We start from the raw sequence: 21538 nt of genomic DNA on the forward strand, positions 1-21538 counted from the left end.
TCGGAGTTTGCGTCAGTCGCCCAGACCGACCACAGCGAGCAGGGTCACCACCAGCACCAGCAGTGTGGCCGACTCGAGCAACAGACCTCTCAGGAGTGCGCGGCTCCCGCGCCGTTCCACACGGCGGGTCCGGGGCCGGCCGCGGGGGTCGCGTTGGGGCTCACCGTCGCTGTCGACAAGGGGAATCCTGCGACCGTTGCGCCACAGCAGCAGCATGGTCAGGGGCGAGGCCAACAAGCCCGTGGCGGCCGTCGAGATCCAGATCGACCACCAGACCGAGCGCATCTCGATCTGGTCGGGGGCGGTGAACGCCAGGCCGATCGCGATCGCGAGGCTGATCGTGCCCACCAGCCGCGGCAACAGCAGCAGGGTCGGCGAGAGGGGGTCGGGGAGCGGGGCCGGGTCGGTCACGTGTTCAGCGCGGTCGATGGGGAGTACGGGCGATCGGGAGCGGGTCGGTGCGCCTCAGCGCACCGCGGGCGGGTGGAGCTCGAACCACTTCTCGTAGGACGCGAAGTCGTCGCCGAAGTCGGCCTTCGCGAGGCGCGCGAAGTGGTGGCGGTAGGGCAGGGCTCCGACGGACCCGGCGTCCGCCCAGCGTCGGCCGGCGTCGAGCAGGATCGGCAGGCCCACCGGGTCCCCGAGCTGGGCCAGGGCACTGGCCGCCGCCTCGGACACGGCCGGGTCGCGGTCCTCGAGCGTCTCACGCAGGGCCGACTTGGCCTCGACCCCGCTGAGGTGCGCGACCACCTCGCAGCCGAACACGCGCCAGCGGGGATCCAGGTCGTAGAGCAGCGAGACGACGGCCGAGACCGCCCGCGGGTCGTCGGCGCCGTTGACCATCTGGGCCAGGTACAGGCCGGGAACGCCGTCCGGTGACACGGCGCCGAGGCTCGCGTCGCGCCGGTCGACCAGGGCAGCCAGGACCTTGGGAGCCGGCGGGCGGCCGGCGCGCTCGCTCCAGTCGCGGACGGCCCCTGTATCACTCGAGCTGAGGGACTGGACCAGTCCGCGCAGGTAGTCTCGCGCGGCCTCGAGCTCCGCGTCCGTCGCCGGCGCGGCGTCCATGGCGGCCAGCTCGGAGAGGCGTTCCCGGTTGTCGACGGGGTCGTCCTGCGACGCCGCGCAGCCGACGGCGAACGGCAGGACGGCGAGTCCGGCCAGGAGCGATCGGTGGGCGCGAGTCATGGGGCGATGTTGGCGTGGGGGCGCGGCAATTGCACCCGCCCAGGCGCGGTACCGGGAGCGTAACGACCCGGAAGCGGCGGCGCGCCGCGCCGCTGGGGGCGCTAGTCTCGACGGCCGTGGGTGGCCCACGCAGTGCGATCCCCGCGCAGAACCGATTGTCGAAGGAACGTCCCGTGATTCGCCGTCGCCGTCCGATCGCCTCGATCCCCCTCGCGCTCCTCCTGTGCTGCGCCTGCGCCGCGACGCCGCCGACGGACAGCGCCGGGGCTGCCTTCGACCGGGCGACGAGCTACGCCTTCACCGGAGCCGATGGAGAGCTGCATCCGGTGCCGCTGGACGGGGACGAAACCCTGTTCGAGGCCTGGGCCGGGGCCGTGGGGCAGGGGTGGATCGAGCGCTCCACCACGCGGCTCGTGCTGGTGCGCGGGGAGGGCGAGGACGCCCTGGTGATCGCGGTCGACGTGGCGCCGATGCTCGCGGGGGACACGACGTTGAACGTGCTGGTGGCCGCCGGGGATCGGATCGGACCGGACCGCTGAGGCGCGCGGGCGGCGGCGCGCTGGGGGCTCAGCCGCCGACCGGGACGCGCGCCTCCTCGAGCTGCACCAGGTGGCAGGAGGCCTCGCGGCGGCCCGCCCCGGCCAGGGCCGTCAGGTGCGGCTGCTCGGTGGAGCAGCGCTCGCCCTCGACCTCGCCGCGCAGGTGACAGCGCGGGTGGAAGGAACAGCCCGAGGGCGGGTTGAAGGGCGAGGGCACGTCGCCCTCGAGCACGATCCGGCGCCGCGCGCGCTCGACCACCGGGTCTGCGACGGGGATCGCCGACAGGAGCGCCTTGGTGTAGGGGTGGCGCGGGTTCTCGAACAGCTCGTCGCGGTCGGCGATCTCGACGATGCGGCCCAGGTACATCACCGCCACGCGCTGGCACAGGTGACGCACCACGGCGAGGTCGTGGGCGATGAACAGGTAGGCCAGGCCGAAGCGCTCCTGCAGGTCGGCCAGGAGGTTCAGGATCTGGGCCTGGATCGACACGTCCAGGGCGCTGACCGGCTCGTCGCAGATGATCAGGTCGGGCTCGAGCGCGAGGGCGCGCGCGATGCCGATGCGCTGACGCTGACCCCCCGAGAACTCGTGGGGGTAGCGGTTCACCTGACGCGGGTTGAGGCCCACCGCGTCGAGCAGTGCCAGGGCCCGCAGGCGCCGTTGGCGGGGCTTGACCGTGCGGTGGATGCGCAGGGGCTCGGTCAGGATCGAGCCTACCGTCTGGCGCGGATCGAGGGAGGCGTAGGGGTCCTGGAAGATCATCTGCATCTTCCGGCGGTAGGGCAGCATGCGGCGGCGCGAGAGGCCGACCAGCTCGTTGCCCTCGTAGCGGATCGAGCCGCTGGTGGCGGGGTGCAGGCCGACCACCGCGCGGGCGGTGGTGGACTTGCCGCAGCCGGACTCGCCGACCAGGCCCAGGGACTGGCCGCGCTCGACGGCGAAGGAAACCCCGTCGACCGCGTGCAGGTAGCCCGCGGGTTCACCCCAGATGCCCTTGTGGCCAACGGGGAAGTGCTTGTGGAGGTCGGTGACCTCGAGCAGCGGACGGCTCATCGTTGGACCTCTTCGGCGCTGTTGGTCGGGGCGGGCAGGGAGGCCCTGGAGTCGAGCAGCAGGCGGTCGAGCTCGAAGCAGGCGCTGTAGCGGCGATGGACGCCCTGGCCCTCGCCGGCAAGCTCGAGCGGCGGCTCGCTCTCGCGGCAGCGCTCGTTCGCCAGGGTGCAGCGCGGGGCGAAGGAACAGCCCGGCGGCAGGTCCGCCAGGTCCGGCGGCTGACCGTCGATGGAGAACAGGCGCTTACCCGGCGAGCCCTCCAGGGTCGGGATGCTGGCGAGCAACCCGCGGGTGTAGGGGTGCATCGGCTGGGCGAAGAGCGGGTCGGCGGGGGCCTTCTCGACCACCCGACCGGCGTACATCACCTGCACCCGATCGACCATGCCGGCGACCACGCCCAGGTCGTGGGTGATCAGCACGATCGCCGTGCCGTGCTCCGCCTGCAGGCGCTGCATCAGCTCGAGGATCTGGGCCTGGATCGTGACGTCCAGGGCCGTGGTCGGCTCGTCGGCGATCAGCACCTTGGGGTTGCAGAGCAGCCCCATGGCGATCATCACGCGTTGGCGCATGCCGCCGGAGAGTTCGTGGGGGTAGGCCGCCAGGCGCTGCTCGGGGTTGGGGATGCCCACGTTGTCCAGGGCCGCCGCGCAGCGCGCGCGCGCCTTGCGCCCGCGCAGGCCCTCGTGGATCGCGAGCACCTCGCCCAGCTGCTTGCCCACCGTCAGGAGCGGGTTCAGGGACGTCATCGGGTCCTGGAAGATCATCGACAGCGCGCCGCCGCGGATCTTCCGCATCTGCCGCTGGGGCAGGGTCAACAGGTCGCGGCCGTCGAACAGCACCTCACCGGACTCGACCACCGCCGGCGGCATGGGTAGAAGGCCCATGATCGCCAGGCTGGTGACGGACTTGCCCGAGCCGGACTCGCCCACGATGCCCAGGGTCTCGCCGGGCTCCAGGGTGAAGCTGACGTCGCGCACGGCGCGCACGGCTCCGATGTGGGAGTCGAAGCGCACGCCCAGGTTGCGCACGTCGAGGACGGGCTTGGTGTGGTGCACGGCGATCGTCGTTTGGTCGTCGGCCATGGTCAGTCCTTCCCTCGCAGCTTCGGGTCGAGGGCGTCGCGCAGGCCGTCGCCGAGGATGTTGAGGGCCAAGAGGGTCGAGCCCATGGCCATGGCCGGGAAGACCACGACCCACCAGAAGGTCTTGACCGCGCTGATGGCCTCGGTGCCGTCCACGGCCAAGAGGCCCCAACTCACCTTGGGTGGCTCGACGCCCAGGCCCAGGAACGACAGGAAGGCCTCGAATAGCATCACCGCCGGGATCGTGAGGGTCAGGTAGACGATCACGATCGAGAGCACGTTGGGCACCAGGTGCACGAACAGGATGCGCGGCGTCGAGGCGCCCAGGACCCGCGCGGCTTCCACGAACTCCTGGTTCTTGAGGCTCAGCACCTGGCCGCGCACGACGCGCGCCATCGTCAGCCAGTAGATCGCGCCGATGACCACGTAGAACACGGTCATGTAGCCGATGCCGTAGTCCGCCAGGTCGGTGCGGTACTCGTTGATCAGGGTGATCAGGAAGATCACCACGAAGATGAACGGCACCGAGTACAGCACGTCGACGATCCGCATCATCAGGTTGTCGGTGCGGCCGCCCACGAGCCCGCTGAAGGCGCCGTAGGTGACGCCGATCAACAGCGAGCAGAGGGTCGCGACCAGGCTGACCTGGATCGAGATGCGGCTGCCCCAGACGATGCGCGCGAGCAGGTCGCGGCCCTTGTTGTCGGTGCCGAGCAGCGGCCCGGTCTGCCACAGCCCGAAGACCTTGGTGCGCACCCAGACCAGGGCGCGGTCCAGGGGATTGAGGTCCCAGATGCCGTCCAGGTGGGACATCTCCAGCAGCGCCGCGCGCGAGCCGCGGGAGGCGATCTCGGCGCGCACGGCGCGGGCCAGGTCCGCGTGGTTGTGACCCTCTTGGCCGATGGCGGGGACCGCTTGGCGTCGCACGACGATCGAGCGCTCGCCGTCCTGGGAGACCACCTGGAGCTCGGACAGGTGCTGCAGGTCGATCTGATCGGCGCTCTCCAGGGCTGCCACGAGGTCGTCCGCGGCGTCGGTCTGACCGTCGAGGCCGGCGGGGTCCGCGCCGCCGTCGACCGACCAGCTGAGCGGCACCCGCTCGCCGTCGATTCGAAGTCGGGTGACGGTGATCCCGTCAGCGCCTCGGACCTCGGCCAGGTAGCGCCGGTCGCGCAACTGGTCGCCCTCGTCGCCCAGGGTGTAGACCAGTTCGATGCCGTCGCCGGAGGTGCGAACCTCGTAGGACTCCAGTGCCCCGCGGTCGAGGTCGACCTCGAAGTCGACCCAGGCCTCGCGCGCGCCAGCGTCGCGGCCGACGACCAGGACCTGGGCGGTGCCGTCGAAGCCGGTGGGGCGGTACTCGACCCGCGCCCGGTCGCCGTCGCGCAGGGGCACGGCGTGGCGCTCGATCACCGTGCCGGGTTCGTCGCCATCCTTGACGAAGACGGCGCTGGAGCGGCCCGAAGCGGCCTTGACCAGGTCGCGCAGCTCGTCGCCGCCCGGCGGCGGGTCCCCGGGCAGCCACTCCGCTCGCAGTTGGAAGTCGAGGAAGGTGCGGTGGCGCCAGGCGTTGTCGGCGAAGGCGCCCAGGGACGAGGTGGCGCCGGTTCCGAACTCGAAGCTGCGCCCGGGGGGCAGGTTCTCGGGCAGGCGCGGGGAGGCCTCCCAGGGCAGGAAGGGCGGCTGGGGCTCGGACTGGGGGTCCAGGGCCATCGGCGACGGCAGGGGCAGGACCGGCGCGAAGAAGCTCAACCCCACGAACAGGGTCAGGAACACGAGGCTCCACCAGGCGCCACGATTGCGGCCCAGCCGGCGCCAGGCGTCCTGCCACAGGCTCTCACCCTTGAAGCGCTTGGCCTCGTTCAACAGCGCCTGGAGCTGGCCGGCGTCGAGGTCGAAGCGCCCGCTGCCGGAGTCGTAGCCGGCGGCCTCTTTGTGCTTGGAGGCCATCAGGAGTTCTCCAACTCGATGCGCGGGTCGAGCAGCGTGTAGGCCAGGTCGACCAGGGTGTTGAGCCCGTAGACCAGCACCGTGTAGAGGATCGTCACACCCATCGCGAGGGTGTAGTCACGGTTGAGCGCGCTGCCCACGAAGTGCGAGCCGGTGCCCGGGATGGCGAACATGCGCTCGATCACCAGGCTGCCGGTCAGGATGCCGGCCGTGGCCGGGCCGAGGTAGGAGACCACCGGCAGGATGCCGCCCTTGATCGCGTGGCGCAGCAGCACCAGCCACTCGGGCAGGCCCTTGGCGCGGGCGGTGCGGATGTAGTCGGCGCTGAGCACCTCGAGCATGCCCGTGCGGGTCAACCGCGCGATGTAGGCCGCGAAGGGCGCTCCCAGGGCCAGCGCGGGTAGCGGCAGGTAGCGCGGACTGCCCCAGCCCGCCACCGGCAGCAGCTCGAGCTGGAAGGCGAAGATGATGATCAGGAAGGCCGCGATCACGAAGTTGGGCAGGGCGATGCCGACGGTGGCGAACAGCCGCATGCCCAGGTCGAGGGCCGTGCCGCGCCGCAGGGCCGAGACGATGCCCGCGGTCAGGCCCAGGGTCAGGGCGATCGCCATGGCCACCGAACCCAGGGCGATCGAGATCGGCAGGGACTGGCCGATGATGTCGTTGACGGTGTAGTCGCGCAGCTTGAACGAGGGGCCCAGGTCACCGGTCAGCACACCGCCGAACACATTCGAGTTGTCGCCCCCGAACAGCACCAGGCCCTCGTGGTCCAGGTTGAACGGGCCCACGTACTGCAGGTACTGCTTCCAGACCGGCCAATCGAGGTGGTAGCGCGCCTCCAGGTTGGCCTCGATCGCCGGGTGCAGGGCGCGCTCGTTGTCGAACGGTCCGCCGCGCACGGCGCGCATCAGAAAGAAGGAGATCGTGACCACGCTGAAGAGCGTGATCGCGAACCACAGGAGGCGTCTGAACAGGAACTGGAGCATCGTCCGTGGTGGGGCGGCTTGGTGGCGCTGCGTCGAGGGCGGGGGCGGGGCGGCTTCGTCAACCCGTCCGGGAGGGCCGCGATCGAGGTCTCTCGCGAACGGAGGCGTCCGCGAGAGGGACCGTCCGCGTCAGTCGAGCTGGAGGGGAGAGAGACTGCGGCGGGGATCACCCACCGGGAACACGCCGGCGGGGGCATTGGGCGGATAGAGGCCGTCGGCGGGCCCGGGAGCGTCGACCAGCTCCCACTCCGGGGGCTGGCTCGCCCGCGCGGCGGCCAGCTCTTCGTCGCTGCGGAAGTACCACCACTTGGGGAACTGCTCGTCGAGCAGGTTGCCCGGGAAGCCGCCGACCCGCGGGTTGATGATGCTCTGGGTGGTGTAGGAGTAGATCGGCAGGATCGGCAGCTCGTCGGTCAGCACGCGCTCGGCTTCGTAGAAGTACTCGAAGCGCTGCTCCGGGTCCGTCTCCCGCTTGGCGAGCTCGATCATCTCGTCGTAGCGCGCGTTGCCCCAGCCGGTCTTGTTGTTCTCGCCACCGGTCACGAACATGTCCAGGAAGGTGTTCGGGTCCAGGTAGTCGCCGATCCAAGCCGCGCGCGAGACGTCGTAGGAGAGGGTGTTCTGGGTGTCGAGGTAGACCTTCCACTCCTGGTTCAGGAATTTGACGTTGATGCCCAGGTGCCGCTTCCAGCCGTCGGCCACCAGCTCGGCCACGTCGCGGTGGGTCTCGCTGGTGTTGTAGTGGATCTCGATCGTGGGGAAGGTCTTGCCGTCGGGGCCGTAGCCCGCCTCGACCAGGAGCGCCTTGGCGGTCTCGATGTCCTTCTGCAGGCCGGACTCCCAGTTCTCGCCGACCTGCGCCGCGTGGGGTAGGGGCTGTGGCGTGTAGCCGGCCATGCCGTAGGGCACCAGCGAGAACCACGGCATCTGCCCCGACTTGGTCACGTACTTGGTGATCGCGTTGCGGTCCATGCAGAGCGCCAGGGCGCGCCGCACGCGCGGATCGTCCATCGGCGCCCGCGTGGTGTTGACGCGGTAGAAGTAGGTGCCGAAGTAGGGCGTGGGGTTGAAGTCCTCGCGCTGCAGCAGGCGTTCGATCAACTGGTTGGGGATGAAGTTGATCCAGTCCGCGTCGCCCTGGAGGTACAGGTTCAGGTTGGTCAGGTACTGCTCGACCGCCAGCACGTCGATGGTCTCGAAGGCGACGCTGTCGCGGTCCCAGTAGCTGTCGCTCTTGCGCAGGCGGATGCGATCGTTGACCCGTCGCTGGACCACCCGGTAGGGGCCGTTGGTGACGATGTTCTCGGGCCGCAGCCACTCGAACTGCCAGGTGTCCGGGTACAGCTCCTGGGCCTCCTCGATGCAGCGCCGGTTGACCGGGAAGAGGGGGTAGAAGCCCGTCAACTGGATGAAGAAGGGCGTCGGTTGGTCGAGGACCACCTCGAGGGTGTGGTCGTCCAGGGCGCGAATCCCGACCGTGTCGAAGGGCTGCAAGGGGTGGCCCTGGTCATCGAGCTCGGTGGAGTAGGCCTTGGCGCCCTTCACGTACCAGAGCTGGTAGGCGTACTCCGCGGCCGTGCTCGGGTTGAGGAAGCGCTCCCAGGAGTAGAGGAAGTCCTGGGCCGTGACCTCGTCGCCGTTGGTCCAGCGGGCGCCGTGGCGCAGGTGGAAGGTGTAGGTCAGGCCGTCCTCGGAGATCTCCCAGGTCTCGGCCATGCCAGGCATCGGCTCCAGGGTCGCCGGGTCCTTGACCGTCAGGCCCTCGAAGATCGCCCGCAGCACGCGGCCTTCGGGCACGCCGGTGACCGTGGCCGGGTCGAGGGTCTGGACCTCGGTGCCGTTGATGAAGGTGAAGTCCGCCGGCTCGAGCCGCGTGGTCGTCGTGATCCGCGTCCCCAGCGCGATGGCGCCGGCGAGCAGTGAGATGGGGACCACGGTGCGGATCCAAGCGGCCTGTCCCGAAGTACGCATGCGGTGGATGCTAGCGGGTTGACTCGCCATGGCTCTGCGTGAGGCGGCGAGGGAAGCGCGGGTGCGTGCCCGTTGTGGGCGTCTAAGTCGTTTGCATGGAGCGACTTGTGGCTACGAGTTCGCATCGGTGTGCCCAGGGCCGAGCGATCGTCGCGGGGGATTGTCGGCGGCCCGTCGGTCCGTGGGTAGGGCCTTGTGAGCGAGGGCTCGTGTTCGACCTCGGCCGACCCCTCGCCCGCGATCAGGGCGGGCAACGGGGCCGCCGCGCGCGTATCCTGTGGGCCCCCGCACCCCTCCCTGGGCACGCGAGACCCTCTCCGGCCCGGCCGACAGCCACGCCGACTCCGAACCACAACGCTATGTACGACGCCGCCCGGCCTGCGTCCTCGGCGCTGCGGCGCCTCGCGCCCGCTTCGCCCCTCCTGCTGCCGACCGTCCTGTTCTCGGGCTTCCTGAGCGGCTGCTCGTCCGAGGGCTGGGAGGCCCCGCCGGCGGTCACCCGCCAGGACGACGCCAACGTCGCGCTCGTGAACAAGCTCACGGACGTCATGGAGGAGAGGCAGCTCTGGGCCCTGGAGATCGAGGACGGGGCGGTCCGGGTGCACTTGGACCGCCGCGAGTCGGGCGGTGGCGGGATGCCGATGATGGTCGCGCCCGGTTCCTACGCCCCGGGTGGGGGCGCGGCGAACTCCGGGAGTTCGATCGCCGCGGGCGGCGCAGCGAGCAGCGGGGGCGCGGGCGGCGGGCGGAACACCGGCGGCACCAGGCCTGCGCCGGCCAAGACCACCGACGAGGCCGGCCCCGGCGCCGCCCCGGTGGACGTCTTCCACCCGGACAATCGCCTCCTGGCGGACGGCTCGACGCCGGCCCAGCCGGACCCCCTCTACGGCGGGCGGGTGATCGTGCACCTGTCAAACCTGCCCAAGCACACCAACTACGTGACCGAGAACTCCGCCGTCACCCGGCGGATGCTCTACGAGGTCCACGAGACGCTGGCCCCCCAGGACTGGGAGTACCACGATTACAAGCCGCGCCTGGCGACCGGCTACCAGGTCGAGGACATGGTGGTGCTCGCCGACGGTGCGGAGGTGCGCTACGACGACGCCAAGCCCCTGCGGGTGCGGCCGCTGGGCTTCGAGGAGCCCTTCGACGGCCACGTGCTGTACGGCAAGGTCACCGAGCTGGCGGACGGCGGCTGGCGCGTGGAACCTCAGACGGACGGTGGGTCGGCCCTCGAGTCCCTGATCGAGCTGCCCGCGGGCGACGTGATGAGCGTCGAGCTGGGCTGCGTCCTCACCTACCAGCTGCGCGACGATGCCCTCTGGCATCCGGCCGCGGGGGAGGCGAACGGTGCGGCCTACTCGATCGCCGACCAGAAGATGGACGCAGCGGACGTCTACTTCTCGTGGGCGCTCTACTCGAACATGGGCGTCGACTGCGACGAGAAGCGCTTCAACTTCGAGAAGGTCACCGACTGTGAGGTGCTCGGCGACCACGAGGTGCGCTTCTTCTACCAGGAGCAGTACTTCTCGACGATCCACACCCTGGGCGCGAACCTCACGATCCTGCCCTCGCACATCTACGACCTGTCGGACCCCGACTGCCCCTGGTACGACCCCGAGGCGACCGAGGCGGCCCAGGCCGAGCACATCAACGAGAACCCCCACAACCAGCTCTGGATCGGGTTGGGTCCCTACCGGGTCACCGACTGGAACCAGTCCTACGTGGAGGCCCAGCGCTTCGACGGCTACTTCGATCCCGACAACGGCGGCTACGTCGACACGATCCGCTGGCGCTACATCGGCGACGACAACTCCGCCTTCCAGGCCCTCCTGAACGGCGAGCTGGACTACTTCGAGCGGGTCAAGTCGACGGACTACTTCGGCGCGGCGACCGAGAAGCCCGACTTCGTCTCCCAGTTCTACAAGGGCTACAAGTACCTGGGGAGCTACGGCTACACGGGTTGGAACACCCAGCGGCCCTACCTGTCGGACAAGCGCGTGCGCCAGGCCCTGGCCCACGCCTTCCCCTTCGACGACTACCTGATCACCAACTACAAGAACCTGGCGCGCCAGATCACGGGGCCCTTCCCCTACAACTCGGCCGGCTACGACCACTCGGTCAAGCCCTTCCCCCACGACCCAGAGCGGGCGCGGGAGCTGCTCGAGGAGGCCGGCTTCTTCGACAGCGACGGCAACGGCATCGTCGACCGCGACGGCCGCGACCTGGTGATCGAGTTCATGATGCCCTCGGGCAACGACGCCTCGAAGTCCCTCGGCCTGGTCATGCAGGAGAGCTTCGGCGAGATCGGCGTCGGGCTCGAGTTCGCGGCGCTGGAGTGGGCGACCTTCCTCGACCGCATGAAGAAGCGCGAGTTCGACGGGTGCAACCTGGCCTGGGTGCCCGAGCTCGAGAGCGACCCCGAGCAGGTCTGGCACAGCAAGTGGGGTGCGCCCGAGGTCGAGGGCTCGAACAACTCCGGTGTCCAGGAGCCCGAGCTCGACGCGCTGATCCTGGCCGGCCAACGGGAAGTCGACTTCGACAAGCGCCAGGAGATCTGGAAGGCGATCCACCGCTTCCTCTACGACCTGCAGCCCTACCTGTTCGGCTACAACGTCCCGCAGAAGTTCGCGATGTCCAAGCGCATCCGCGGCTTCCAGGCCTTCGCGATCGACCCGGGCTATTCCATCCGGCGCTGGTACTTCGTCGACCCGAGCGAGCCGGGCACGCGCCCGAATCGCTGAGTGGTGGTCTCACCAGGGTTTCCCTTCCGCCACGAAAACGAGGTCTGACCCTTCGTGCTTGCGTTCATCCTGCGGCGTCTGCTGCTGATGATCCCGACGACGTTCGGGGTCGCTCTCGTCATCTTCGGGATCTACCACGCGGCCCCCGGTGACCCGGCCACGGTCATGATGGGCATGAGCTCCGGGGGCAACATGTCCCAGGGCTCCGACGCCGGCGCGCGCATCGACGCCTTCCGGCGCGAGTTCGGCCTGGACCGCAACGTGGTGGTCCAGTTCGTGAACTACATGGGGCCGTTCAACCTGCTGCGGGACGGCCATCCCTGGTTCTCGTCGCCCTACACGGAGCGCGAGTCCGAGCGGATCGAGGTCGACGGCGTGGGGCAGGTGGTGGTGGGCAAGGCCCTCGACATCGACTACCTGCCGGGCACCTCGGACGAGCGCCGCACGCAGATCGACACCGCCGTGAAGGGGCTCCTCGGCGCGACCGACACGGACGCCGCGGTGGCAGAGGTCGCCGGCTTCGGCGACGACGCGATCCCGGCCCTGTTGACCGAGCTGCACGCCGTGCGCCGGGCGCGGGGAGCGGACGTGCCGACCCGGGCGCGGTTGCTGAACGATGCCCTGGTCGCCGTCACCGGTCACGAGCCCGCTGTGCCGGTTTCGGTCGAGGAGGAAGCGCCCCGACAGCTGCTGATCGACCACTGGTTCGGCTGGTACTACACCGCGGGCGGTGGCGACCGCGTGAAGAACAGTGGCGAGAATCCCTGGGGCGGCCTGCTGTACTTCTTCGACCTCGGCAAGGAGATGCAGACCAAGACGCCGGTGGCCGAGGAGCTCGCCAAGCGCCTCAAGGTCACGGTGCCCCTGGCCCTGGTCTCGACCCTCTTGGGCTACTTCATCGCCCTGCCCCTGGGCATCTTCAGCGTCCGACGTCAGGGCACGCGCATCGACGCCCTCACCACCACGGGCCTGTTCATCCTCTACTCGATCCCGACCTTCTGGGCCGGTCTGATGCTGATCCTCCTGTTCGGCAAGACCGGCGTGGATCTCCTGCCGGTGATCGGGCTGCACGACAAGGACGCCGACACCTTCACGACCGGCCAGTACATCTGGGATACGGTCCTGCACTCGATCCTGCCGATCGTGACCCTGACCTACGTCAGCTTGGCCTACCTGTCGCGCCAGATGCGGGCCGGCATGCTGGACGTGATCCGCCAGGACTACATCCGCACTGCGCGGGCCAAGGGGCTGAGCGAGAACGTGGTCGTCTACAAGCACGCCCTACGCAACTCGATGATCCCCGTGATCACGCTGCTCGCGTCGATCCTGCCGATCCTGATCGGCGGCTCGGTCATCGTCGAGCTTGTGTTCGACATCAACGGCATGGGCAAGTACGCCTACGAGGGGCTCCTGCGGCGGGACTTCTACATCGTCATGGCGACGACGATCTTCGTCGGGATCATGACCCAGATCGGCATCCTGCTGTCCGACATCACCTACTCCCTCGTGGATCCGCGGATCCGGCACAGCTAGGCCAAGATCCATGAGCAGCATCGTCAGCGAGAGCCCCGATCCGGGCCCCCGTACAAGCTCCAGCCCGGGCCCGCGTGGGCCCGCACGGCTGATCGACGAGGGCGCGAATTACTCCAAGGACTACTGGGACCTGGTCTTCGAGCAGCTCGCGCATCGCGGGATGTTCAAGTTCGGCATGTGGGTCCTCGCGGTCCTCTACGGACTCGCGATCTTCGCGCCGCTGATCGGCAACGACCGGCCCTACAAGCTGGTGGCGATCGACTACGGCGGCTACGAGCGCGCGAACCGCGCCATCGGCGGCCTGGTCGGCGCCGCGGTCGATCGCATAGCGGCGGCGCAGACCGAGGCCGATCTGGAGCAGGCGGCGACGGCGAGCGAGCGCGAGCTCGAGGCGGTCTCGGTGCGAATCGAGACCATGCGGACCTACCTGCCCGCGCAGGAGCACCCTGCGCTCAACGATCTCGAGGCCGAGTTCCAATCGCTGGTAGCCAGCGCCAGGGAGGGCCGGGCTCCGCCGCAAGGGGAACTCGACAGCCTCGCGTCGGCCGCCCTGGCCGTCAGCGCCGAGTACGTCTCGACCGGCCCGAAGCCGACGGCCGAGAGCACCGGCAAGCGTCTGATCGCCCACCGCAGCTACCCCCTGGCCGAGGGCCTCGGTTGGGGCTCGGTGGTCTTCATCGTGCTCTGGGTGATGCTGGTCACCTACCCGGGCTGGAGCAAGGTGTGGAACCGCGGCTGGCTGGGCGGCGACCGTGAGCGCATTCGCGACCACAGGCGCTACAAGCTGGCGCTCGTCATTGGCGTCCCCGCCCTGGCCGGGCTCCTGTGGGCCGCGTTGATCGGTGGTGGCGCTCCCGCCTTCGACCTGTCGCCCTACAAGCGCGCACTGACCGACGGGACGATGGTGGCCGTCGAGCCCCCGCTCCTGGCGCCGGTGCCGATCGGCTACTCCGAGACCCACAACGAAGAGAACTTCCGTCCGCCTACCTGGCTCGCCAGCTCGCGACTCGACTCCAACGGCCGGTACATGACCGGCCTGCGGGTCGCCAAGCCGGACCCGATCACCGGCTACCTGCCGCCGCCCACGCCGACCGAGGTGCGCTTCGGCGAGGCCTGGCCCAACGCGCCGCACCGCCACCTGGCGGGCACCGACGAGCTGGGGCGCGACTTCTTCGTACGCCTGTTGTGGGGCGGTCGCGTCAGCCTGGCCGTGGGCATCCTCTCCGCCTTCCTGCTGACGGTCATCGGCGTCGTGCTCGGCTCCCTGGCCGGCTACTTCGGCGGCTGGGTCGACGTCGTGATCATGCGCGTGATCGAGGTGCTGCAGTCGATCCCGGCCTTCTTCCTGATCCTGGCCTCCCTGGCCTTCATCGACCCCAACAAGGTCGGCATCCCGCCGATCATGATCGTGGTGGTGGTGATCGCCCTGGTGCGCTGGACCGGCACGGCGCGCCTGGTGCGCGGTGAGTTCCTGCGCCTGCGTGAGCAGGAGTTCGTGCTCGCCGCCCGGGCCCTGGGCTTCTCGAACCTGCGCACGATCTTCCGCCACGTGCTGCCCAACGCCCTGAGCCCGGTGCTCGTGAGCGCCGCCTTCGCGGTGGCGTCGGGCATCCTGACCGAGTCGGCCGTCAGCTTCCTGGGCTTCGGCGTGCAGCACCCGGAGGCCTCCTGGGGCAGCCTGGTGAACGAGTCCAAGAGCCCCGAGTTCTGGTGGGTGCAGGTCTTCCCCGGGGTCCTGATCTTCGTCACGGTCACCTGCTACAACCTCGTCGGCGACGCCATCCGCGACGCCCTGGATCCGAAGATGAAGGTCTGACCTTGGCTTCCGAACAGACGACGGCCGCCGGACACGGAAGCGCTTCGGGTGAGAAGCGCGTTCTGCTCGACGTTCAGGGCCTGCAGACCTACTTCTTCTCCGACGAGGGCACCGCGCGTGCCGTCGACGGGGTCAGCTACCAGATCTTGGAGGGCGAGACCCTCGGTGTGGTGGGCGAGTCCGGCTGCGGCAAGAGCGTCACCTCGCTCTCGATCATGCGGCTGATCCCCGACCCCCCCGGCAAGATCGTGGGCGGCCACATCAAGTTCGAGGGCCAGGACCTGGTCAAGCTGTCCGAGGAGAAGATGCGCCGCATCCGCGGCGACGACATCGCCATGATCTTCCAGGAGCCGATGATGGCCCTGAACCCGGTCTACACGGTCGGGAACCAGATCATGGAGACGGTGATGCTGCACCGCGGCATCGACAAGCACGCTGCGCGGGCCCACGCCATCGACATGCTCGAGAAGGTCGGCATCCCCAGCCCCGAGCTGCGGGTCGACGCCTACCCCCACGAGATGTCGGGCGGCATGAAGCAGCGGGTCATGATCGCCATGGCCATGAGCTGCGATCCGAAGCTCCTGATCGCCGACGAGCCGACCACGGCCCTGGACGTCACGATCCAGGCCCAGATCCTCGACCTGATCCGCAAGCTGCAGGACGAGACGGGTATGAGCGTGCTGCTGATCACCCACGACCTGGGGGTCGTCGCCGAGACGGCGCACCACGTGGCCGTGATGTACGCCGGCAAGGTGGTCGAGTACGCGCGCGTCGAGGAGCTGTTCGGTCGGCCGCGGCACCCCTACACCATCGGGCTGTTTCGCTCCCTGCCGGACCTCGCCCCGCCGGGGCAGCGGCTGAGCACGATCCCCGGCATCGTCCCGGCGGCTACGCGCTTCCCCGAAGGCTGCCGCTTCCGGACCCGCTGCACCATCGCCACCGACCTCTGCGCGTCGGTCGAGCCGCCCCTGCTGCCGCTCGACAGCGACGGCGGTCACACCGTCGCCTGCCACCACCTCGAGGAGGCCGAGAAGCTGTGAGCGCCACCACCAAGACCGCCCCGCTGATCGAGGTCCGGGGTCTGAAGAAGTACTTCCCGATCAGGCGCGGTGTGTTGCAGCACCACGTGGGCGACGTGAAGGCCGTCGACGGGGTCGACTTCGACATCCACCGCGAAGAGACCCTGAGCCTGGTGGGGGAGTCCGGCTGCGGCAAGACCACCGCCGGGCGGACCCTGCTGCGGCTGCTCGACCCGACGGGCGGATCGGCCCTGTTCCGGCCCGAGCCGAACGAGCGCCCGATCGACCTGTTCGAGCTCAGCAACCGGGCCATGCGCGTCCAGCGCAGGAACCTGCAGATCATCTTCCAGGATCCCTTCGCCTCCCTGAACCCGCGCCTCACCATCGGCAACGCCATCGGTGAAGCCCTGGACGTTCACGGGGTCGCTTCGGGGCACGAGCGCGAGCGCCAGGTCGCGGAGCTGCTCGAGCACGTGGGCCTGCGCCCGACCGTGGCGAACCGGTACCCGCACGAGTTCTCTGGCGGCCAGCGTCAGCGCATCGGCATCGCTCGGGCCCTGGCCCTGCGGCCGAAGTTCATCGTCTGCGACGAGGCGGTCAGCGCCCTCGACGTCTCGATCCAGGCTCAGGTGATCAACATCCTGAAGGACCTGCAGGCCGAGTTCGGTCTCTCCTACCTGTTCATCGCCCACGACCTCTCGGTGGTGAAGTACATCTCCGACCGCATCGCCGTGATGTACCTCGGTCGCATCGTCGAGATCGGCGACACCAAGGAGATCTTCGAGTCGCCCGCGCACCCGTACACGAAGGCGCTGCTGTCGTCGGTGCCCGTTCCGGACCCGACGGCCAAGCGCGAGCGCATCTTCCTCAAGGGCGACGTGCCCTCGCCGGCCAACCCGCCCAAGGGCTGCCACTTCCACACGCGTTGCCCGGTTGCCGAGGCGCGCTGCCGCGAAACCTACCCGTCCCAGGTGGCGGTTTCGACGACCCACACGGCGGCCTGTCATCTGCTGACCTGAGGCGTTCGTACGGTGCCAGGCACGAAACCGCCGCCTGAGCGCCACTCAGATCACCGCCGAAAGCGGTGATCTGAGTGGCGCTCAGGCGGCGGTTTCGTGCCTGGCACCGTACGAACGCCTCAGGCCACGCGCGTGCCGCGTCGCGTTCACGTCGTGCGTTGGCGGGCGCTCAGTCGTTACCCGATCGAGCTCATCCAGCGAGGAGCGCGACCGCGGGCGGCTCAGAGCGGGACGGCGTACTCGTCCCGCAGTATCTGGCGGAGCTGCTCGAAGTCCGAGACCACGTGGTCGGGTTCGATCCCGGTGCCCTCGAGTCGGTGCTTCGCGGCGCGCTCGGACCAGACCGTGACCATTCCCAAGGACTTGGGCGGAGCGATGTCGTGCTGCGGGCTGTCGCCCACGTACATCACGCGCTTCGGCGGCAAGCCCATCTGGCGCAGCGCGGCGAGGTAGAGCTTGGGATTGGGCTTGGCGATCCCGATCTGGTCGGAGATGAAGATCGCGTCGGCATCGAGGTGGGGGACCAGGCCCAGTCGGACCAGCTTCTCCGCCTGCTTCGTCGTCCAGCCGTGGGTAACAATCCCCCGGCGCAATCCGGCGCGCTCGATCCCCTCCAGCAGGGGGAGCACGTCGTCGAAGGGCTTCAGCTCGCGGTACTTGGTGTCGTGGTAGGCCACGATCCCCGCGGCCACGATGATCGCCGGGTTGCGTCCGCCGAGCCCCTCGGGCTTGACCCGCTTGAGGAGTTGGTCGAAGTGGCGGTCGTAGTTCGATGAGAACTCGCCGATGATCTCGCCGAGCTCTTCCAGCACTTGGTCGGGGTCGGCATCGAGTCCCGCCGCGACCATGGCCTCGACGGACGCACGGCGCGCCCGTTGGGCGAACTCCGTGGTCGAGAAGAGGGTGTCGTCGATGTCGAACAGGACGGCGTCCAGTCGGGCCATGGGCAGCATGGTCCCAGGCGGACCCTTGGATTGCCATCGGCAAGGATCGATCCGATGCAGCTCTGACACAGGGCGACCGATCCTGCCTCGGGCCACCGTCTATGCGCCTCGCCGAACGCGAGCGGGGCCCGCTCCTCGTCTGAGGAGCGGGCCCCGCTCGGGTCGATGTCAGGAAGGGGAGCGGATCAACGCCGCTCGAGTCGGGCGATCTCTTCCTGGACGTCCGTGATCCAGGCCTTGAGCAGGATCATCAGGCTTTCTTTCTCGTCGCTGTAGCCCTCTTCCTTGAAGAAGAAGCCGACGATCGGGATCTTCGCCAGCCACGGCACTTCGGCGCGACGCTCGATGTTCCGCACGCGGCTGAGACCGCCGAGCAGGATCGAGCCGCCGTCCGGAATGACCGCCGTCGTGGCGATGTGCTGGACCTCGAGCTCGGGCAGCTCGAATTCCACCGGCTGACCGACGGTACCACCCAGGTTGGTGGAGAAGGTGGTCAGGCTGACGACCTCGGCAACCGTGGGGCGGATCTCCATCCGGATGTACTTGCGGTCCTGGGTGATGGTCGGGCGAACCTCGAGCACGACGCCCTCGATCAGCACGTTGATCACCGGGTCGGCGATGGCCTGGGCCGTCGCGACCTCCACGTCGAAGTCTTGGATGTAGGCGCGCTGGTTGATGACCGAGACGTAGGAGCGCTGGGTGTTGAACACGCTCAGGGTCTGGTCGTTGACCACCTCGACCTGCTCGTCCTTCTCGATCATCCGAAGGATGAAGGAGAGTTGGGCGTCGTCGAGCACGGTCCACTGGGTGGTCATCCCGCCGACGGTGGACAGGGCCTTGCCGAGGGAGGTGCCGAAGATGTTCGACGTGCTGCCCTTGAAGTCGCCGTCGCCACCGTCGTCGTAGAAGAAGCCTGCGCTGGGCGGACCCGCGGCGTTGGAAACGTTGACGCCCCCGCCACCGTTGTCGAAGCCGGCGTTGGCGTTGTCGTCGAGACCGTTGGTGACGTCGTCCAGGTCGGTGAAGGGATCACCGGGGTTGTCCAGACCGCGCCACTCGACGCCGATCTCCTGGATGAAGTTGTCGGCTACCGTCAGGAACTTCGACTCGATGGTCACCAGCGACGAGTTGAACTTTCGCAGGTCGTCGAGGAACTGGCGAACTTCGGCCTGGACCTCGTTGGTGTGGACCGCGACGAGGTAGCCGGTGTCGAGCACCTGCAGGCTGACGCCGTCGTTGTCCCAAGTACCGATGGCGACGTTCTCGCGCACCAGGCCCTCGAGGGTGTCGGGCTCCATCAGGGTCTGACCCTCGGTGAGGCCACCGAAGGGACCGCCACCGTCGTCGTCCTCGATGTCTTCGAACAGGCGCAGGCGCTCGAGACGGGGGCTGAGGAAGTTGGTCAGCGCGAACAGGATGTCCTGGACGTCGTGGACCTGCGGGACGTGGTCGCCTTGGGCCTTCTCGATCGTCGTGACCAGGACCGCCTCGTGGCGCACGGTCCAGGTCACCTGCTCGCCGGCGAGGTCGGTGATCAGGTTCAAGACCTTGTCGACCGACATGGGGTTCTCGAGGCGCAGGTCGAAGATCACGCCCTCGTCGTAGGCCGCCTCTTCCGCGGCGGCGTCGACCACCAGGGCCAGGCCCGTGATAGCGCGCAGGTTGCTGATGACCGCGCTCAGGCTCTCTTCGTCCTGAACCACCAGGCCAGGGATGGAGCGCTGTGCGAGGTTGGCGCGCAGGGCCACGTCGGCGGCCGACGTCTGGCTGCCACCACTCAGGGTCGCCTGACCCCGGGTCTCGCTGATCTTGGCCCAGAACTCCGCGTCGGGCAGGCCGATGATCTCGGTATCCGCAATCCGCAGGGCGCGGATCTCCTGCTCCCAACGCTGGAACTGCTCGCGCTTGCGTTCGATGTAGCTCTCGCGAACTTCCTTGCGTCCTGCCTGGAAGGCCGCATCGCGAAGCTCGATCGCGCGGTCGTTGCGCGGATCCTCCTGCAGCACGCGGTCGGCGAGCTCGATCGAGGTATCGTAGGCGCCGGCATCGAAGGCTCCGATGGCCTGCTCGAGGACGGCGTTGACACGGTTGGCGCGGCGGGCGTCCTCGGCCTCACGCTCTTGGCGCAGCAGTGCAGCGGTCTGCTCCTCAGCCTTGGCGCGTGCGGACTCGGCGGCGTCCGTGCGTGCGGTGCGAGCCTGGGCCAGGAGCGACTCGGCCCGCTCGGCGATGCCGTCGTCGGCCATCTCGACCGGCGCGAAACGCGCGTGCTCTCGGGCGAGGACGAACTCGTTGATGGCGGCGTCGTAGTTGCCGCGGGCGAGTTCTCGCTGACCGTTCTCGAGGGCCGTCTCGGCCTTGGCGCGTAGCTCCTGTTGCTTCAGGTTCCAGCGCGTCTCGAGGTCGTCGGTCGCTGCCGAAGCCACGCCCTGGGTGTCTCCGAGAAGTTGCTTGACCTCCAGGAGTTCCTCTCGGATCTCCTGGTTGTCGGGCGTCAGCAGCAGCGCGCTCTCGAGGGCCTCGGCTGCTTCGTCGAAACGCAGGCGCGAGCGCTTGTCTCGAGCGGTGAGCAGGAGTTCCTCGGCGATGATGGCTCGCTTCTGATCGCGTAGTGCAATCTGGCCGATCTCCTTGTCGAGGTAGCCATCTTGCGACATGCCGCCGCTACCGGCCGAAGCATCGGTCGCGCCGGCGTCCGCAGTTTCAGCACCCTCCGCCGGCCCGTTCGAGTCGGTGGCTTCGATGTCGGTGCCGTCGCTGTTCGTGCTGCCGCCGTCGGGCGTACCGACAGCGTTGCAGGAGGCGAGGGTCAATGCGCTCAGGGACAGCGCGAAGGCGACTTTCCTCATCGGTTCTCGCATGGGGCTTCTGGGTCCGGTCTGGCTCGTCGTTCGCGGCGGTGAGGTGGGGACGTCACCGCGGTCCGCGATTGGGGGGACCGACTCGGGCCTTGGGGCACTCGGGGATGGGGTTCTGACGGGTGGCGATGGTCGCCTCGCAGAGCTGGACGATCGGTCCTGCTCTGCGTGTGGTCTGGCCGTTGGTGGTCCGGCCCTGCGGATGGTCTGACTCGGCGAGTCGTCTGGCTCTGCAGGAGGAGTCGATTCGGCCGACGCGGCCGGACCTCCTCGCGCCCCAGCGGGGCTGCTACGACTCGGATTCGTGCTCACGAATCCGGCGCCGCAGATCGGTGCCGTAGAGCGATCGATCGGGTCGCACACCATGCCACGACGCGCGCGTCGCGGCGGAGTGTTGCCACCCGTCCGAAGTGATGCGGACGATAGCAGTTGACGGTTGTCGTGACTAGCGTCGAGCCGCGAAATAAGGGCCGTCGTGTCAAGGGGTTAGAGCGATTGAGCGGGCCCGGCCTCGACTCTCGACGCGGACCTTGGAGCTACCCCTCCCCGACCCCTGGGTTTCGTTCCCAAGACACTTGTCAGGGGTCTTTCGAGTCGACCCTCGAGCTCCGGTCAGGGACGGGGCGGGAAACGGAGGCCCGCCCGAGCGCGGGACGCCACGGGCGACCGAAGAATTCGAGTCCCGACGGCGCGGGTGCGCGGCCCCGATCAGGGGGACACCGCTCCCGGTAGGTGGGCCGGGTCGGAACCACGACTCGGAAGACCAGCCTCGAGCAGTGAGCCGGAGCGGAGAGTCGGAGCAGAGGCCCAGTGCTGCGGGCGCGCTGATCGGCCGG

15 protein-coding genes are annotated in these 21538 nt (G+C 68.9%); 6 read left to right on the forward strand and 9 right to left on the reverse strand.

Features of this window, described 5'->3' with window-relative positions:
* Window positions 1-12: 12 nt before the first annotated feature.
* Window positions 13-411, reverse strand: coding sequence for a hypothetical protein (locus tag Pla133_RS08375; RefSeq protein WP_145064464.1), 399 nt, complete (start codon window positions 409-411; stop codon window positions 13-15).
* Window positions 412-465: 54 nt separating this feature from the next.
* Window positions 466-1188 (reverse strand): HEAT repeat domain-containing protein, encoded by a 723-nt coding sequence (locus Pla133_RS08380; protein ID WP_145064465.1) that lies wholly within the window; start codon window positions 1186-1188, stop codon window positions 466-468.
* A gap of 173 nt (window positions 1189-1361) precedes the next feature.
* Here Pla133_RS08380 and Pla133_RS08385 point away from each other — a divergent pair, with 173 nt between their 5' ends.
* The gene (locus Pla133_RS08385; RefSeq protein ID WP_145064466.1) at window positions 1362-1727 is read left to right on the forward strand and encodes a hypothetical protein; all 366 of its coding nucleotides are present in this window, start codon (window positions 1362-1364) and stop codon (window positions 1725-1727) included.
* Window positions 1728-1755: 28 nt separating this feature from the next.
* Here Pla133_RS08385 and Pla133_RS08390 read toward each other — a convergent pair whose 3' ends face one another.
* From Pla133_RS08390 to Pla133_RS08410, 5 genes are all read right to left on the reverse strand, one after another.
* Entirely contained in the window at window positions 1756-2781 is a 1026-nt protein-coding gene (locus Pla133_RS08390; protein WP_145064467.1) for an ABC transporter ATP-binding protein, read from the reverse strand.
* Complete coding sequence (locus Pla133_RS08395; protein WP_145064468.1) at window positions 2778-3863, reverse strand: ABC transporter ATP-binding protein; 1086 nt, start codon at window positions 3861-3863, stop codon at window positions 2778-2780. The genes Pla133_RS08390 and Pla133_RS08395 overlap by 4 nt, the downstream gene beginning before the upstream one ends.
* 2 nt (window positions 3864-3865) lie before the next feature.
* Window positions 3866-5812 (reverse strand): ABC transporter permease, encoded by a 1947-nt coding sequence (locus tag Pla133_RS08400; protein ID WP_145064469.1) that lies wholly within the window; start codon window positions 5810-5812, stop codon window positions 3866-3868.
* A complete protein-coding gene (locus Pla133_RS08405; RefSeq protein WP_145064470.1) occupies window positions 5812-6798 on the reverse strand; it encodes an ABC transporter permease in 987 nt (328 codons plus the stop codon). The genes Pla133_RS08400 and Pla133_RS08405 overlap by 1 nt, the downstream gene beginning before the upstream one ends.
* A 129-nt stretch (window positions 6799-6927) precedes the next feature.
* Window positions 6928-8769 (reverse strand): peptide ABC transporter substrate-binding protein, encoded by a 1842-nt coding sequence (locus tag Pla133_RS08410; protein WP_419192247.1) that lies wholly within the window; start codon window positions 8767-8769, stop codon window positions 6928-6930.
* A gap of 359 nt (window positions 8770-9128) precedes the next feature.
* Between Pla133_RS08410 and Pla133_RS08415 the strand changes: the two genes are divergently transcribed.
* Genes Pla133_RS08415 through Pla133_RS08435 form a run of 5 tightly spaced genes read left to right on the forward strand, consistent with a single transcriptional unit; the run spans window position 9129 to window position 16900 of the window.
* Complete coding sequence (locus Pla133_RS08415; RefSeq protein ID WP_419192248.1) at window positions 9129-11513, forward strand: ABC transporter substrate-binding protein; 2385 nt, start codon at window positions 9129-9131, stop codon at window positions 11511-11513.
* A 54-nt stretch (window positions 11514-11567) separates the two neighbouring features.
* Window positions 11568-13046 (forward strand): ABC transporter permease, encoded by a 1479-nt coding sequence (locus tag Pla133_RS08420; protein ID WP_145064473.1) that lies wholly within the window; start codon window positions 11568-11570, stop codon window positions 13044-13046.
* Between the two features lie 10 nt (window positions 13047-13056).
* Entirely contained in the window at window positions 13057-14862 is a 1806-nt protein-coding gene (locus tag Pla133_RS08425; RefSeq protein WP_145064474.1) for an ABC transporter permease, read from the forward strand.
* Window positions 14863-14864: 2 nt separating this feature from the next.
* A complete protein-coding gene (locus tag Pla133_RS08430) occupies window positions 14865-15902 on the forward strand; it encodes an ABC transporter ATP-binding protein (RefSeq protein WP_145064475.1) in 1038 nt (345 codons plus the stop codon).
* Entirely contained in the window at window positions 15899-16900 is a 1002-nt protein-coding gene (locus Pla133_RS08435) for an ABC transporter ATP-binding protein (RefSeq protein WP_419192249.1), read from the forward strand. The genes Pla133_RS08430 and Pla133_RS08435 overlap by 4 nt, the downstream gene beginning before the upstream one ends.
* 221 nt (window positions 16901-17121) lie before the next feature.
* Here Pla133_RS08435 and Pla133_RS08440 read toward each other — a convergent pair whose 3' ends face one another.
* Together Pla133_RS08440 and Pla133_RS08445 are read right to left on the reverse strand one after the other, a co-directional pair.
* Window positions 17122-17844 (reverse strand): HAD-IA family hydrolase, encoded by a 723-nt coding sequence (locus Pla133_RS08440; RefSeq protein ID WP_419192250.1) that lies wholly within the window; start codon window positions 17842-17844, stop codon window positions 17122-17124.
* Between the two features lie 185 nt (window positions 17845-18029).
* Complete coding sequence (locus tag Pla133_RS08445; protein WP_145064478.1) at window positions 18030-20693, reverse strand: hypothetical protein; 2664 nt, start codon at window positions 20691-20693, stop codon at window positions 18030-18032.
* Window positions 20694-21538: the final 845 nt, after the last annotated feature.

Source organism: Engelhardtia mirabilis (assembly GCF_007748095.1).
GTDB lineage: Bacteria > Planctomycetota > UBA1135 > UBA1135.